The organism is Ekhidna sp. (genome assembly GCF_965212185.1).
Classification (GTDB): domain Bacteria; phylum Bacteroidota; class Bacteroidia; order Cytophagales; family Cyclobacteriaceae; genus Ekhidna.
The window spans coordinates 2831095-2847778 of sequence record NZ_OZ243102.1 but is presented as its reverse complement, the minus strand read 5'-3'; the positions used below and the strand labels follow the sequence as shown (position 1 = coordinate 2847778).

16 protein-coding genes are annotated in these 16684 nt (G+C 37.8%); 7 read left to right on the top strand and 9 right to left on the bottom strand.

From position 1 onward, the window contains the following. Window positions 1–12 precede the first annotated feature (12 nt). Entirely contained in the window at window positions 13–1932 is a 1920-nt protein-coding gene (locus ACOMC3_RS12175; RefSeq protein WP_420316163.1) for a YfiR/HmsC family protein, read from the top strand. On the opposite strand, the gene ACOMC3_RS12170 is transcribed toward ACOMC3_RS12175, so the two are convergent. After that, on the bottom strand, window positions 1922–4219 hold the full coding sequence (locus tag ACOMC3_RS12170) for a TonB-dependent receptor plug domain-containing protein (RefSeq protein WP_420316162.1): 2298 nt from the start codon (window positions 4217–4219) through the stop codon (window positions 1922–1924). The genes ACOMC3_RS12175 and ACOMC3_RS12170 overlap by 11 nt on opposite strands. 84 nt (window positions 4220–4303) lie before the next feature. Continuing rightward, entirely contained in the window at window positions 4304–4915 is a 612-nt protein-coding gene (locus tag ACOMC3_RS12165; RefSeq protein WP_420316161.1) for a hypothetical protein, read from the bottom strand. Between the two features lie 77 nt (window positions 4916–4992). Between ACOMC3_RS12165 and ACOMC3_RS12160 the strand changes: the two genes are divergently transcribed. From ACOMC3_RS12160 to ACOMC3_RS12150, 3 genes are all read left to right on the top strand, one after another. Continuing rightward, window positions 4993–5706 (top strand): hypothetical protein, encoded by a 714-nt coding sequence (locus tag ACOMC3_RS12160; protein ID WP_420316160.1) that lies wholly within the window; start codon window positions 4993–4995, stop codon window positions 5704–5706. Window positions 5707–5809: 103 nt separating this feature from the next. Continuing rightward, window positions 5810–6325, top strand: a complete 516-nt coding sequence (locus tag ACOMC3_RS12155; RefSeq protein ID WP_420316159.1) for a hypothetical protein — start codon at window positions 5810–5812, stop codon at window positions 6323–6325. A 132-nt stretch (window positions 6326–6457) separates the two neighbouring features. Next, window positions 6458–7147, top strand: coding sequence for a metallophosphoesterase (locus ACOMC3_RS12150; RefSeq protein ID WP_420316158.1), 690 nt, complete (start codon window positions 6458–6460; stop codon window positions 7145–7147). 1 nt (window position 7148) lies between these two features. Here ACOMC3_RS12150 and ACOMC3_RS12145 read toward each other — a convergent pair whose 3' ends face one another. The 5 genes from ACOMC3_RS12145 to ACOMC3_RS12125 form a co-directional block, all read right to left on the bottom strand. Continuing rightward, window positions 7149–8033 carry a dienelactone hydrolase family protein gene (locus ACOMC3_RS12145; RefSeq protein ID WP_420316157.1) on the bottom strand — a complete coding sequence of 295 codons (885 nt, stop codon included), beginning with the start codon at window positions 8031–8033 and terminating at the stop codon, window positions 7149–7151. Between the two features lie 56 nt (window positions 8034–8089). Beyond that, entirely contained in the window at window positions 8090–9142 is a 1053-nt protein-coding gene (locus ACOMC3_RS12140) for a DUF4407 domain-containing protein (protein ID WP_420316156.1), read from the bottom strand. A gap of 74 nt (window positions 9143–9216) precedes the next feature. Next, entirely contained in the window at window positions 9217–9756 is a 540-nt protein-coding gene (locus tag ACOMC3_RS12135) for a hypothetical protein (protein ID WP_420316155.1), read from the bottom strand. Between the two features lie 117 nt (window positions 9757–9873). Beyond that, window positions 9874–12507 carry an ABC transporter permease gene (locus tag ACOMC3_RS12130; RefSeq protein WP_420316154.1) on the bottom strand — a complete coding sequence of 878 codons (2634 nt, stop codon included), beginning with the start codon at window positions 12505–12507 and terminating at the stop codon, window positions 9874–9876. 1 nt (window position 12508) lies between these two features. Further along, window positions 12509–12841 (bottom strand): PadR family transcriptional regulator, encoded by a 333-nt coding sequence (locus ACOMC3_RS12125; protein ID WP_420316153.1) that lies wholly within the window; start codon window positions 12839–12841, stop codon window positions 12509–12511. Window positions 12842–13013: 172 nt separating this feature from the next. Here ACOMC3_RS12125 and ACOMC3_RS12120 point away from each other — a divergent pair, with 172 nt between their 5' ends. Further along, window positions 13014–13457, top strand: a complete 444-nt coding sequence (locus tag ACOMC3_RS12120) for a VOC family protein (protein WP_420316152.1) — start codon at window positions 13014–13016, stop codon at window positions 13455–13457. On the opposite strand, the gene ACOMC3_RS12115 is transcribed toward ACOMC3_RS12120, so the two are convergent. Beyond that, window positions 13454–13873, bottom strand: coding sequence for a hypothetical protein (locus ACOMC3_RS12115; RefSeq protein ID WP_420316151.1), 420 nt, complete (start codon window positions 13871–13873; stop codon window positions 13454–13456). The genes ACOMC3_RS12120 and ACOMC3_RS12115 overlap by 4 nt on opposite strands. A gap of 260 nt (window positions 13874–14133) precedes the next feature. After that, window positions 14134–14979 (bottom strand): hypothetical protein, encoded by an 846-nt coding sequence (locus tag ACOMC3_RS12110; RefSeq protein WP_420316150.1) that lies wholly within the window; start codon window positions 14977–14979, stop codon window positions 14134–14136. 81 nt (window positions 14980–15060) lie between these two features. Here ACOMC3_RS12110 and ACOMC3_RS12105 point away from each other — a divergent pair, with 81 nt between their 5' ends. Both ACOMC3_RS12105 and ACOMC3_RS12100 read left to right on the top strand, forming a co-directional pair. Beyond that, the gene (locus ACOMC3_RS12105; RefSeq protein ID WP_420316149.1) at window positions 15061–15321 is read left to right on the top strand and encodes a hypothetical protein; all 261 of its coding nucleotides are present in this window, start codon (window positions 15061–15063) and stop codon (window positions 15319–15321) included. 87 nt (window positions 15322–15408) lie between these two features. Further along, window positions 15409–16665 (top strand): alginate export family protein, encoded by a 1257-nt coding sequence (locus tag ACOMC3_RS12100; protein WP_420316148.1) that lies wholly within the window; start codon window positions 15409–15411, stop codon window positions 16663–16665. Window positions 16666–16684: the final 19 nt, after the last annotated feature.

The window sequence follows — 16684 nt, the reverse complement described above, 5'->3', positions numbered from 1 at the left end:
AATTTGGGGCTTATGAAGCTTAGAATCACATGTGTATCCTTACTTGTTCTAAGCACTATATCAATTGCTGTTTCACAACCGGTCAAAAGACAAAAGCTGGTAGCGGCCTACATTTACTCTTTTGCTCAAAATATAGAATGGCCCACTGATGATGATTCATTTAGAATTCATGCCATTACTAACGATGGTATGATCATCGATGAACTCAATAATTTAAGCAGAAAAAGAGAAGTAAACGGACGACCAATAACGATAAGCACCTCTACAGGTTTAGTATCATTTAATGATATCGATCTTGTCTATGTTTCTCCGGAATTTCGATCGTTGCAGCGTGCCATTTTAAATCGAATTGAAGAAAGGCCAGTGCTGATTGTCAGTGACGGATATAATGATCAGCGATATGTAATGATTAATTTTTTCTCCTCAGAAAACCAACTAGTGTTTGAAATCAATCGGGCCAACATTCTAAACCAAAATTTGAGTATCGATGAAAATATGGTATTACTAGGAGGAAGTGAGATAGATGTCGCTCGACTATACAAAGAGGCTCAGGTATCTGTTATCGAAATGGAAAACAAAATCATCGATCTCCAAAAAAAATATGATGAGCTTGACTCTAAAGTCCAAGAAACAGAAGATATCATTAATGATCAGCAACAGATCATTTTGAGTCAGACAAATGAGATTGAGTTGAAGCAAAAGACAGTCAGTCTACAAAAGCAGTATTTAGATAGTTTACAATATCAATTTTCGTCCACAAAGAATCAGTTTGATAGTTTAAGGGGATTGTATGATCGACTTCAAACCGGTGTTGCATCTTTGGAGGAAGAAATACAATCTCAACGTCAAAGACTAGATGAGGGTCGACAGAAATTGGAATCCCAAGATGATTTGATCGTCCAGAAAGAAGAAGAAATACAACAGCGAGAAAAAAGTTTAGAGGAGATGGGATCAATAGTTGATTCACAAAAGAATACACTTTTTTCTCTTACTATATTCCTGGCCTTATTCACCATTTTTTTAGTTTTCTTAATAATGGCTTACCGAGCCAGAAAAAGGGATGCAGTTAAGCTTGCAAAGCTTCTTAGCGAATTGAAAGATACTCAATCACAACTCGTTCAATCTGAAAAAATGGCTTCCTTAGGGGTGCTTACTGCTGGAATTGCACATGAGATTAACAATGCAATAAACTTTGTTTATTCAGGGATTCATATTCTTAATGATAAGTTTAGAGAAATAAAGCCAGTGATGAATAAAGTGAAGAAGCTTAAAAAAGTTAAGGCCGATTCTAATCAACTAGATACGATCATTGATGAAAAAGAAAAGGTAGGATATGATGAGGCAGAATCCACGATCGAGTTAATGATGAAAAATATTCAGATAGGTGCAGAACGAACTGCTGAGATTGTTAAGGGTTTGAGAACTTTTTCTCGATTTGATTCTGAGAAAATCTCAAAAGTGAATGTGCATAAAGACATTGAGGTGGCGTTGTTGCTTTTGCAAAGCAGATATAAGGATATCGTAAAAGTTGAAAAAAAACTCATGAACAATATCCCGGAGATTGAGGGTTATAAAGGGGAGTTGAGTCAGGCATTTCTCAATATTATTGGTAACGCTCTCGATGCACTTGAAACAACACAAGCTAAAGGAATAATTGTCATTAAGACCGCCAAGGTTAAAAACGGAGTTAAGATTACCATCAAGGATAATGGAGAAGGAATAGAGGAGGAAAAGCTAGAGAAGATATTTGATCCATTTTTTACAACCAAAAAAGTTGGTTCAGGAACCGGACTGGGTCTTTCAATCACATATGGAATTGTTGAAAAACATGAAGGAACTATTGATGTGAAGTCTACACGGGGTAAAGGAACCGAATTCACCATAATACTTCCACTTACATTAAATAAGCAAATGGAAGCAGCTATAGCTTAAAAGAAATACCCCCTGTGATTCTAATTGGATTTTGTGGCGCACCACCGGAGAATTCAACCGATCCTGATCCTGTGCCGCCATCATCTTCTGGACTGGCTCCTATATTGATATTCCTGTATTTCTGATTGGTTATATTCCTTCCTGAGATAGAAAAAGTTATTCGATCAGAAAGAATGTATCTAAGATGCGCATTAAGCAGTAGGTACCCATCAATTTCTTGATAAACAGAGGGGTCTGATTGCTTCACCGTACTTGGACCAATGGTGTGCTGTTTTGAAACAATATTTAATCGAGTATCTAAATGCAAGCTGCCAAATCTCAATGTGGATCCAATTTTCACCATGTGCGGAGAAACCCCAGGTAAATTTCTCTTTTGAATAGGACCTTCTTCATCTATGTCAAGCGTCCCTGTTATGTAGCTATAGTTGACAAAAGCATGATTCAATACACCTATTGGATTTTTATAGTTGAGGCTTATTGATGATCCTATAATAATAGATTCACCGAGATTGTCATTGATTTCAATTAGATCAATTGGATAGCTCTGTCCGGCAATTTCATATTCGTTGTTAGGGTAAAGTGTCATTATACGATCAGGATGTTCACCACTGTTAATTTGTGTAATTAGGTTTTTAACATCAGAATAATAGGCTGAAGCATCTACCGTGAAGTTTTCATCCAAAAATATTTTACCGCTCAATTCTACTGTTGAAACAGTCTGAGGTTTCAGGTTTGGGTTAGGTAAATGATAGAAACTTGCAGCATAAGTCTGACCATCGTCCTGTGTGCTAAATGTTCCAAATCGGTCGAAAATATTCTGCGGTGATGGTGCTAAGAATGCTCGCCCAAAAGTTCCTTTCACGACATAGCTTTTTCCATCCGGATGATAAACAAATCCAAGCCGAGGATTAAAGGTTGCAGAAAACCTATCGTCACGATCTAGTCGACCACCTACAATAGCATCCCAGTTTGTCATATTCCATCTAAACTGTACCAACCCACCGATGTTAGTATAAGTTGTTTCAATAAGTTCTGCAGGTATTCCATCAGGATTATTTGGAGCAATGCTGTTTACAATTATGGCATCTTCAAGATTGTCCATAGATATCGGAAACTGGAGATCGCCACTTCTGGGGATTGAATGAAATCTTTCATAGGTTGCTCCGGATGTAATTTTAAAATTCGAATTAATACTCCATGTCAGCAACTGTTCAAATTTTAACTTGTTGCTAGCGGAAAACTTATATGCCGGTTCCATGGCAGTAAAAACGTTTCTGAAATTGGAATTTTGGTCAAGGTCATAGTCGCTATAAGTCGCTTGTGAATTGGATAAGATTTTATCATTTAAGTTCAGTTTATAATTCGCAGTAACCATTTTAATATCATGTCCAAAAAATTGTTCTTCATTGTAGACAGCATTGCTTGGTGAATTAGCTGTAGTGGATGGTACATGAATATGATTCATAAATCCGCCAATGGATAGATTTTTATACCCTATTCGTGCGTTCAGTGCCCTTGCTTCTATTGGGTATGCTTTTTCTGGATCTACCGGTGTTGAAGGTGTAATAGGTCCAAAGATTGTATTAAAAGTGCCATTTTTTAATTCATTTTCCATACCTAAATATTCGGATTTATAAACTTTTGCTAGGTCGGGTTGTTCGTCTACGTGACCATGCATTCCAACAGTAATACTTAAGTCATCATTCAGTTCTTTAGAAAGGTAAAGATTGACAGTGCCAGTGTTGTACATTCCTCCGTTAATTGAACCTGACACTTCATTTTTAGAGGTTCTTGTAATTATATTGATTACACCAGCAAATGCATCTGCGCCATAAAGAGCAGACGCTGGCCCTTTTATGATTTCGATTTGCCTGGCATGATGAATCGGATAATTATGTGATACAGGAACAATTTCGTTTGTTGGAGAGGAAATACGGATTCCATCCTGAAGAATGATTAATTTATCCATGTACCTGATGCCCCTGAGCGTAATGTCATTCAGCCACCTTGGGTCAACATTGCGATCAATTTTAAAGTCCGGTAAGTCTTCTAAAACATCAATTATGTTCTCATAACCTCTTCGTTTTATTTGTTCCTGAGTGATGATTGTAATATTGGCTGCTGCATATCTTGCATTCTGGAATTCAGTTCTTGAAGTTGAAAAAACCTCAAGTTGGCTGAGCTGCTCCAGGGAAAGGTCATAGATATCCAGAGAGTCAGCATCCTGGCTGTATGCGTATCTCAAGAAGGCCACAAAGGTGAAGAAGTATGTGAGAAATTTAATCATACACTTATATCTTAAAATAATAGATTTTATTTAAGACATGTGCATACTTCATTCATTAAATCATTAAAAAAGGATATAGAACAACTATTCTATAAAATGCTGATCGATGATGTGTTCAATTGTACGGTCAATGAATTCTTTTTTGAAAGCCATATTTTCAGAAGGATTTAAAATGGTACTAGAGGCCCTCCAAATTACCGTCTCTTCATTTTCTTCATGCTTTTCCTTCAGATCATAGAGTGATCCTATCATGAAATACTTGTCAGGCCTTTCATAGTAATTTGAATTATATGTATGAAATGACCTCCTTCTGAAATACAATTTTTTGAATTTTTTATAGTCCTCCGGCATCATGTAATCATCGTCATTTTCATGTAGAATTTTTATTACCAATACGGCATCCACATTATTCGCAACGATAAGATGAGAAATGCTGTCCTGATTATGATCCAATTCTGTTACCTCTTGAGGAAATATAGAGAGTCCTTCAATGGCTTCAAATCCAGCTTTTCTCAATTCTGCTACAGCTTCTTTTTCATAGAATTTACGAGTGTCTAAATCATGGGAAAGGCCTACTACAACAAGTTTTTTGAAATGTGAACCTTCATACGGAATCCTTTTCCACTCATTATCGAAATCAGATGAACATGATGCTAGGGATAGAATAAGGGTGATGAACAAGAACCGGCGTATCATATTGAAAAATTATAAAATTTCACTTAATTGTATGTTAATATCAAGTAATACTCAAAAAGTTACCAATTACACGCCTGATGAGACTCTTACTTTATTTCCTCCTTTTTTCTTCTATATCCCTCATTTCTGCTCAAAACCTACTTGAAACTGAAAAGTTTAAGAAATTTTTCTCTGAACGTCTTTTTTTGACCAAAGCGGTAGAAATCAATGATGAGACATTTTGGGATGTGGATTCAAGATACACTTATTATACCTCTTATCCTGTCTTACTAATCTATGCTGATGGAGGAACAAGAGAAATCAATTGGTCCTATAGTGGACTTCCTAGTCTTATCAATAAAAAAGAAGCTTTTGAAGATGTAAATTTCGAGCGATACGAAAAGGAGAACGTCCTTTATATAGTCTTTGATGGCTTTTTATTTAAAAATCCTGAAATAGAAAATGCAATAGAAGGAGACTTTATGCTGGTGTATGAAAAAGGTCCACTTAGTGTCTATCGGGAGTACATAACCAATCCAATTACCCGGGATAATCTGGAATCAATCTTTGTGTTTTACAAGGAAGGGCAGAGAGACGATACTTTCTATTTAGGAAAATTTGAAAAAAAGGCCGCTAAACTGGTGGATGATTATCCAATTCTGGCTCAAAAAATAGAGGATCGCATTATCGGATATAGATTCGAAGAAGATGATATGGTTAGGATTGCTAAAGAGTACAATACATTCGTTAAAGAGAACAATCCTTATCGGCACGATGATTATTTTCTGTTTTTTTGGCAGAGTTGGTATTAAGCTATAAATGCAAAATTGCATTCACTTTGTCGAAGAAGGTTTTGTATTTGTACCTGTTTTTAGAAATACTAACAGTTAAAAAAATGATATCTTAGATGCAATCATGAAATACACACTCTTTTTGATATTTATCGTTTCTGGTTTTTTTTCTCAAAGCCAAGAGAATGTTGATATAGTACAAGTAATCGATGATTTGACTGTCAAATGGGACATGACAGCCATCAAGATGAAAAACTACCAGGGAATTCAGGAATTCTGCCTTACAGAAGATTATAAGACAGAAACCATTGAGCTATTGGATAACATTCATCATTGGGATACCACCCTCTATTTTATCGTTCAGGAAAAGTTCGATACCAATAGTGACAAAGAGGTGGCAGCAACACTTGAAGATATTGAAAAATTAGAAACAGAATATTCTACGGAGAACTTTAAGGACTTTATTGTGGCTGAGTGTGATATGCTAAAAGTGATCGAAGAAAGCTTTGATGCTGAAACAGTCAAGCAATACGAAAAAGATATTAAGAAATTCGAAAAGGAATTAGTCAAGTACCTCAATAGTATTACTTATCGTATTGATATTATTGATGAACACATTCATCACTTGAACTTTGATTGAAAATACTAACGAATCAGCATTGCTCCCATTTTTTCAGAATGTCTTTTTGCTCTAGGTTATAAAGTGAAGATTATCTTGAAATAATTTTTAGGATTTAAATTGCTTAGAGTGGAGTAGAATTTTGACAATCGCATGAGCGCAAGAACATTGGTAATGGGTGATATTCATGGAAATTTCAAAGCCATGATGCAATGTTTCGAGAGATGCGATTTCGATCAATCAAAAGACGTCTTGATTCAACTTGGAGATGTATGTGATAGACATTCAGATACAGCATTAGTAATAGAAACACTACTGTCTATTCCATCCTTAATAGCACTTCGCGGGAATCATGATCCATGGTTGGCACATTGGCTTAAGAATAATGGAATGAAGGCAGGATGGGCCGAAAATGGTGGTATATCGACCGTCCAATCATACATTGATATGGGGGATAAAATAGATAGAAGTAAACACTTGACCTTTTTAGAAGATGTTCAAGGGGACTTTCACATTGATGATCATAACAGGCTATTTGTCCATGCTGGATATACTCATCCGGATGGACCGGTAAACGAAGAACCATCCAGTAATTGCTATTGGGATAGGAGTTTATGGACTGAAACATTAGATGCGCTTAAAATTAATCGTGCACCGGAACGAACTCAGCAATTCAATGAGATATTCATTGGTCATACACCTACCATAAAGGAAGATACTCCAATGCAGGCGTTTAATGTCTGGAACATCGACACAGGTGCTGGTTGGAACGGTAAGTTGACTATTATGGATATAGAAACAAAAGAGTATTGGCAGTCTGATGCTACTGACAAACTCTATTAGTCTACTTTAGTTGCTCTTCAAAAAAGGTGATCGTTCTTTTCCAGGCCAACTCAGCCGCTTCCTTATCAAACCTTCCAGTTGTATCATTGTGAAATCCGTGATTTGCATTGGGATACATATGAGCGGTATACGCTTTACCATTTGCTTTTAAAGCCTCCTCGTAGGCAGGCCATCCAGCATTTACACGTTTATCCAATTCTCCAAAATGCAACAATAGCGGAGCGTTAATATTTGGTACCATTTCGGCAGAAGGTTGGTCACCATAAAATGGAACTACTGCCTTAAGATTCGGTACTTTCACTGCCATCATATTGGAGATCCAACCTCCAAAACAAAAACCAACCACTCCAACATTTCCGGAACACTCTGAATGAGTTCTTAAATACTCGAATCCGGCGATGAAATCTTCCAGCATTTCGTTTCGATCCCTTTGTCTTTGTAAAGCTCTACCCTCATCATCATTTCCCGGATATCCTCCTAGAGGAGTTAAAGCGTCTGGTGATAAAGAGATAAAACCAGCCATCGCAGCACGTCTGCCTACATCTGCAATATGAGGGTTCAGTCCTCTGTTTTCATGTACCACTACGATTCCCGGTAATTTTCCTTTTGCGTCTTTAGGTCTGGATAGTTGTCCCTTGATCGTCCCACCACCTTTTGATGACTCATAGGATATCGTTTCTGTATTGAGGTTTGGATTGTCTTGTGAAATCTGAATGGCCGAATAATCCGGCATAATTGAGCTCATGAGCGAGGTGAGAGTTAGTCCACCGACAGCATAAATGGATAGCTTTTCAATAAACTCCCGACGCTCCATCCGATTGTGTGCATAATCATCATACAATCTAAATACTTGAGGATCTATCTCCTCTTTGTTGATTTTTTTCATGGTGAGAAGGTCTTATTCCTATTAAAGATAATCAGGAAAGACTATCTCAGCGCCAATCATGTTTTTTCAAGACTTAGTTGCAAGCGATTTTGAACATAATCAATTTCCTCGTCTGTGAGTCGTGTTGAGCGTTTCTTTATGATGGAATTGACTTTGGCTAAGTCTTCGTAATATGACGATTCTACTCCATATTCCTCTTTTTTCAGAACAAAATCATAAGGGCCCCTCTGAGAAATTAGTTTCACGAATACAGGAGCAGTTTCTACCGCTAGAAATAGGAGAATAATAAAAATATGAGCTGCCCAGATAGCACTACTTTTATTTGTCAGTCGATCCAGCGCTTCGATTCTTGAAGCCAGTCCGGTTAGTTCACTTTTCTGCATTTGGCTGAGTTCATCACTCTCTTGTTGTGCTAATTCTGTCAGACTTTTTTCTTTGCTAGTGATCAGTTCCCCATTCTGAACCAGAAGTACTTGCAATTCTTCATCGACACGGTCAGCATCTGCTTTCTTGATTGCATAAATTGGCCCTGCGTTTCTTTGCCTGGTTCCCCCAGTTCCATCAGCTTCTTTTTGAGCGATATCTCTTAGCTCGTCTCGCTTAGCTGTCTTCTGAATAACTTCATTCTTAAGCATTTGAATCTCATCATTGAGACGATTTCTATCCGCTTGAAATCTGGCCTTTACTGTGGATTCCTGATTGGCTAGATCCTCCTGGATCATGTGTGATATTTCTGCATTCACTTCTTTCTCAAAGACTTTCAGTTCCAGAGGCTTTGCAATCACAATAGAGATAATGATTGCCAGAATCAATCTGGGAATAGCACTCATCCATTCCTGCTTCGCATCCCCATTTTTTCGCATACTGGAAACGATAAATCGATCCAGATTAAAAATCATTAGTCCCCATATAATGGCAAAGAATGAGGCTATCAAATAGTTGTCAAAGATGGTATAGAGTGCATATCCACCTGCTAAAGCTGCAAATATTCCCGTGAAGAATATGGTGGCTCCAATGCCTACGTATTTACTGGATTCAGAGGGGCAATTTTGAAGGATAGATTTATTTACTCCGGCACATAGCCAGAAAAATTCTTTTAAGCGATTCATAAAAATTTCAACGCTGAGGCTGAATGAATGTTATCAAGTGGGGTGAATTTGCCATCACTCCACTTTATATTAAACTATTTTTTAGGCCTGCTCGGATAATTTTTAGTGGCAAGAATTGAAGGGGATAAGTCGAAGTACGCTTTGACTTCCTCATAGTTGGAATAATCTATGCGCCCGGAAAATTGTGCCGGTACAACCACTACCCTTGCAATCCAATTATCTGTGAGATCAGCACCTAGTCCATTCAAATTGACAGTTCCATCTAAAAAGACGTTTGCGTCAAACTTTGTGAAGTCATAATTGTATGCCAACAGTCCATCAGAGAAGTAGAGTGTCTGTGGTAGTGCTCTCCATACTTCTACATTTTCTTCAGTTATCTCCCAAAGGAAATAAACCAACATGACGTCAGAGTCACGCATTTCAAAGTCATTAGGAAGCAATAGAAGCTGACTGTAGTCTGGTGCTGTAAAGCTGAATTGATATTCAAAAACGTATCCTTCCTCACCATTTATTCCATCAATTCCGTCTCGTCCATCAAAACCTCTTGGACCAATAGGCCCCTGGCAGCCAAATAAAACAAGACCTGATAATAAGAGTGTGTATAGCCTTTTCATATGCATTCATTTTTGATCCTGATGACATAAAAGGAAAAATGATGCCAGAAATGAATTTGTAGATTAAAATAGGTGTGATATCATTATGTTATTTGGGGCTCTCAATTAGATCAAAAACTACTCCGATCGTAGACTATTCACTGGATTTGAAGTGGCAGCTTTTATTGAATGATAGCTGACTGTAGAAATGGCGATCACTCCTGCAATAAAGCTTCCGACAACAAAAAAGGACCAACTTAGATCTATTCTAAAAGCAAAATTTGAAAGCCACTCGCTCATGAAATAGTAGGCAATTGGAATACCAATGAGTGTGGCAATCCCAACCAATCGCAGGAAGTCTTTGGATAGCATTCCAATAATGGAACGCTCGTGAGCTCCCAACACTTTCCTTACAGCGATTTCTTTGATTCGTTGCTCCGCCACAAAAGCTGATAGTCCATACAGGCCTAGGCATGCGATGGCTATGGCTAACATGCAAAAGATGATGATGAATTGATTGAACTGTTCTTCATCCTTATAGGCCTCCTCAAAGTATTCGTCCAGAAATTGATAATTAAAATCAGATGGTGCGTTCCATTTTACCCACAATTCTTCAATGCCAGATAGCACTTCATTGGTTTTATCCGCTTGTACTTTTACCATTAACTTCCGGCTTGGCGAATGATGGATTACAAGGGGATCGATGGGTTGCTCGAGTGAATGATGATGAAAATCTTTAACGATTCCAATAACGACTCCCCTCTTATCCATTGCCCAATCTCCACTATGAGTGGTATAATATTCAATCGATTTACCAATTGGATCATTCCAACTTTCTCCATATTCTTCAATGGCTCTTTTCCATCCACTTTCGTTGAGGATAAATGCGGAACTGTCTGTCGGAATATCTTCTGAAAAAGTTCTGCCAAGCACCATCTCAACCCCAAGCGCATCAAGTGTGTTATGCCCAACATAGTACCCTAACCAAGCATCTCCGTAAGGGTCTTCATAATCAGAAAAATCTTCAAACTTGTAACCCCAATAGAATGCATTATCCCCGGGGATATGCCTACTTGCCATGACAGATTTTACGCCTTGAACAGACTGAACCTGATCTTTGATGATGTTCCATTTTCTTTGAAGTGCATCCGAACTGCCAAAATTCATCACGATCGTATTTTCAGGTTCAAAACCCAAATCTTTTTGTTTGACAAAAAGCATTTGTTTGTACACAACAAGAGCTCCAATTATTAATGCTATTGAAATGGTAAACTGAAAAATGACCAATGATTTGCGAACCCAACCTTTACCTCCTCGCACCGCATTATTCCCAGATAAAATTGAAATAGGCTGGAATGATGAAAGAAAAAGAGCAGGATAACTCCCTGTAATTAAAACAGTGATGAGGGTAAAAAAAATGCAACTGGCCACCACCAGCACAATATCATTTAGGCCTAGAAGCAGATCAATTTCAGCCAATCGATTGATTGGAGGAATAGCTACCACCAGAATGGCTATTGCTAAAATGACCGCTATGAATGTCATGATTGCAGATTCTGCAAAAAATTGAATAATTAATTGCTTACGAAATGCGCCCATCACCTTACGAACACCTACTTCCTTGGAGCGCTTAGAGGCTCGTGCTGTAGCCAGGTTCATAAAATTGATGCAGGCAATGAGAAGGATGATCACTGCAATAGCAGAAAAGATACGAACCTGATTGATGTTACCATGCGCCGTGTAATCTGACCTCAAATCATATGACTCCAAATAAAGATCTTCCAATGGCATGAAATCGATATTGATCGAGTCGGCTTCTGCATCATAATATTTGTTCCACATTTCCTGATACTTCTCTTCCATCAGTTGTGGATCAGTACCTGGTTTAAGTTTTACATAACTTCCAATCCAATCATTTGGCCACAATTTCATGATGTTAAGTGAACGATCGTCATGCAGTAATTCAAATGGTAAAACAATATCAAACTGAAGGTGAGAATTAAACGGAATATCTTCGAAAACAGCAGTTACCTTAAAAGGTAATTCTTCATCGCTGATGACATTATCAATATTCAACACCTGGCCAATGGGGTCATCGTTTCCAAAGAATTTTTTAGCATAAGATTGAGAAATAACTACACTGTTTTTATCCTTTAGGCAGGTATGTTTTTGGCCTCTAATGAGTGGGAAGGAAAAAAAGGTAAAGAAGTTAGAATCTACAACCAAAAGGTCCTCATAGTAGACCTCATCATTTGATAGAGAAACTCTTCTGTCTGTTTTCCAGAAATTGATTCTGTTAAAACTTTCCACTTCTGAATAATCACTTGCATAGGTAGGAGCTGCCTGGGCATTAATGTATCCATAGACATGTTGTAAACGATAAATGTCCTCTCCATCTGCATGAAACTTATCATAGCTGGTCTCTATTTTGATGAATAGAAAAATCATGAAAACACAAGCCAGACCTATACCTAAACCACTAATATTGATGATAGAATAGCTTTTATGTTTTAGCAGATTTCTAAAAGCAATTTTGATATAATTTTGAAGCATACTTATTGAGTTAGTGGATTGTCGGGCTCTTTCTGAGCGATACATTCTGGAATATCGGATTACCTCAAGGAGATATATGGCATTGGCATAAAACCTTCCTTTTGTCTTTACATATTCGTGATAATCTTCAGCTAGATCACCGGATACCTCTTCATAAAATTCTTCGCTTATTAGAAACGAGAGGAGGCTGTTTGCGAATTTGGGTGGGCTAACTGACATCCTATTGAAGATTTGGCATTAATTGTAACATGTTACCCCAAAGGGCATCTCGTTTTGACTTAAGAGATTCTAATGCTTTAAAACCTTCTAGAGTTACTTCGAAGAGTCGCTTTCGCTTTCCACCTCGTTCTGGAGTTGAATCACCAAACCTACTGTAGACAAACTGTTTGTTTTCAAGTCGGGTCAGTACCGTATGAATGGAGCTCATCACCACTTTTCGGTCCATTTTTTCAGCCAATTCTTTTTTGATTACTGGTGCGTAAGCCTCAGGGTAAAGTGATCCAACAGTGAGTAAAACTAATTCTTCAAGTTCTCCTAGATTTTCTCCTCGCATGTAAAATTCTGATTTGTCGACTTAATGATACGAAGATTTAATTATAATGTTCTGATTTGTAGAAATAATTACTTTGACTAAAAATCCGAGCCAGATATACTATTAGAATTTGATGTCTTATTGTCGATTGAAGTGCGGATTGATTATCTTGATAAAAACAAATCCTTCTACTATGCCAACAATAAACACTTACCTAACCTTTAATGGAAATTGTGAAGAAGCTTTCAATTTCTATAAATCTGTTTTTGGTGGAGAGTTCACATTCATGGGTAGATTTACGGATATTCCTTCTGATGCTGGGGGTGATTCCATTCCAGAAGATCAAAAAAATAGAGTTATGCATGTCAGCTTGCCAATAAGCAAAGAAACGATTTTGCTAGGAAGTGATACAGGAGGTGAGTGGGGTGCGGATTTCAAAGCAGGAAATAATTTTTCAATATCGATAACTGCTGACTCAAAAGAACAAGCAGACCAATTTTTCGAAAAGCTCTCTTCAGGAGGGAATGTAACCATGCCTTTGTCTGATACTTTTTGGGGTGACTATTTCGGATCATTTACGGATCAATTTGGAATCAATTGGATGGTTGGCTTTAATGATCAGCAGAATCAGGGCTAGTTTATCGAGCCACCGGTCTGACTAAAATAGTCTCTGATTTTAGCTCGAAATTGATTGAGGGTCATCTTGTCTGCTGTCTCAACCCTGGTGTATAAATGCTTAGTTTTATGCGACTCACGTAAAATCTCCTCCAGTTTATTCTTGATTATTCCTGGCCCCAAGATCAGGACTTCCTGGTAGTGCTCGATTCGTTCCATGATTTCTGAGAAGTAGGTTCTAAGCGTGTTTTTTCTTTTCTCTAGCACTTTGCTTTCAGATACGGAATCCTGTGGACCATATGGTGTAGCAGATCCTGATCCACCTTTTGCATTACCTATTGTGAACTCTGATGTTACCACATCTATAATTTCATTCCCCGTTGCAATGATGGCTTCATTTAAATCTATCCAGATTCCAATTTGAGTTTCTGCTTTCATTAAACAAATTTGTTGAGCTTTACAGATATCTGTAATGATGATAAGCAGTCCGCTCTTTGATGTTTGTCATCTGGAAAGGACAGTTTAGCTAAAAATTTTTGCCTTTCAGCAAATAATTATGCAACTCTTTTGGTGGTTTTCGTATTAGAAATACACAGGACTAATAATAAACGAGAACTCATGAAGGCAAAACAAATTCTGCTAGTCGTATATCTGGTACTACTTGCGATCACAATAGTGATTGGATGATAGCTATCACTTTAAATTCCCATTAAATTTCTGGCTAGCATTTGACCGATTGCTAGTTGCACTATTATTTTTTGTTCATCTTCGATATTCTGCGGAAGTAGTAGATATGGAGATATCCGGTACTTTTTTGACAACATATTCACGTAAGGCTTGTCTTGCCATATTCCCATAATCTCATCATTTTGTAGCAATGCCTGTCTAAAGTATCTGCCACTGTAAATCAGTAAAAAAGATTCATCATTGAAAGAACCTCTTACCAGGAAATCATATGAGTTTTCGTAAAGTCCATATTTCTTTAGTTTAGACTTTAGCCATCCGATGTTGGTATCAGTATAGTTCCAATACCCCTCTGGATCTGATGGAATTGTTCTAATCTCTACTTCATAGCTTCCCAAAGTATCTAATCCTTCAATAATCCATCCCCATGCACCTTCTTCTAATTTGAACTCAATTGATTCGGTAGTTTCTACTGACTGATAACCATCGGAATCTCTAACTCTGTCTCGATCTTTGTGATAAGTTCCGTTTACCATTACAGGAATATCCAGTTGTCTGTCAGAAAGTAAAAGTCGATTGTTTAGAATCCAGGCAGATTCTGCCATTGAGCTGGTCGACATACCTGTTAAAAGTGTCCAAACTCCCTCAGCGAAATTTCCATCTGTTTTGAGTTCAGTCTTATCAAATGGAACAGGCTGAGCCGATTGTAGAATTATTTCATCTATTGCCATTTGATTTAGTGCATAAATTCCTTTTGACATGTTAATTTTTCCAAAGGAAACCGAGTCTAATGCTTGACTTTTTAGGTGAGATATAATCCCATTAAAAAGTAGTAGGAAAAGCACTATCTTGTTATTCATAAGTTTAGAGTGATGTGATTTTGCTATAAAAATTAATTCAAAATTATGACCATCCATTACCATTCATCTTAATTTTTTTCAATGAAAACCGGAGAACGATTTAATAATTATGACTTAGAGGGAAATCTTATTTCTTACCTGCGTATGATCGATGATCGACAGTTTCATATTTATGATAAAAATGGAGATCAGCAAGGCTATGGTAAAACGATAGATGACATGAGATTCAATATATACGATATGCAAGGAAAGCTAATTTCCCATGGTAAATTAATGGAAGGTCCTGCCTACAATCTCTTCGATAATGAGGGTGATCAGATTGGGTATGGGAATCCTGCCTAAGTATAATTTTTTAAAACCTGATTTTTATCAGTTAAGATGATGTAACTCATCAGCTTCGTTTAGTCCACTTCTAACAAGATTTGGGACATGAAGCAGCTCATTCTCACCTTCCTGGTTGGCCTGCCATTTGTATGTCTGGCACAGTTCAAACTTTCCGGTGAAATTCGTCCACGCTCTGAATACAGACATGGTTTTCAATTATTGGTAACGCCTGACCAGGATCCGGCATTTTTTACAGAACAACGGACAAGATTGAATGCAGAATATTGGAAAGAACAGTATTCGATGAAGATCGTACTTCAAGACATCCGCGTTTGGGGAAGTCAAAGTCAGCTTGTGAATAATGGGGGAGCCCTAACCGCCATCCATGAGGCCTGGGCTAAAGTCAAACTGAGCGATGTGTCCTCATTGAAGCTCGGCAGACAGGAAATCATTCTTGATGATTCTCGAATTTTCGGCAATGTAGCTTGGGCCCAACAAGCAAGAAGCCACGACGCTGTATTGTTTGAGATGAAAAAAAATGACTTCACATTGAAGTTAGCAGCAGCGTACAATCAGGATGGTGTTCAGTCTACAACCAATTTCTACACCGTTCCAAGAAGTTATAAAACGCTTCAGTTCCTATGGGTACAAAAGCAGATGGGGCAGGTGAAATCCTCATTTCTTTTTCTCAATAATGGATTGCAAGGAGGAACACCTATAGATGGTGAAACCTATTTCAGTCAGACGCTAGGAGTCAGATTCGTTAGCAGCAGCGGTAATCTACAGCCAAGTGGTGCATTCTATTATCAAACAGGAGATGATGGTAGTGGGACCAGTTTATCTGCGTACGATCTGCAGCTTGATCTAACTTACAAAATGAGTGAGAAAACAAGTTTGACGCTTGGCTTTGAATCCCTCTCAGGTAATGATGAAGTCAACCCTACTTCTGATAACAAAGCGTTCAATCCTTTTTTTGGGACCAATCACAAATTCAATGGGCTCATGGATTATTTCTATGTGGGTAATCACATTGGCAGTGTAGGATTGAATGATTTATATCTTCAGTTGTCATCACCAATTGCCACCTGGAGTTCCAGTCTTGCGGTCCATTACTTTGCATCTCAATCGGACCAACTTGATCCAACAACTAATGAAGCGGCTGATAAGTACCTGGGTACAGAAATCGATTGGGTGCTGACCAAAAAGATATCCGATGAAATCAAATTTAATTTCGGGTATTCGCAAATGTTGAGTTCATCCTCAATGGAGTTGCTAAAAGGTGGAGATGCAAACGCCAATAATAACTGGGCCTGGATGATGCTGACCATCAAGCCAACCTTTTTTCAGATTGAATCTAAATAGTGGGAGTATGATAAATGTC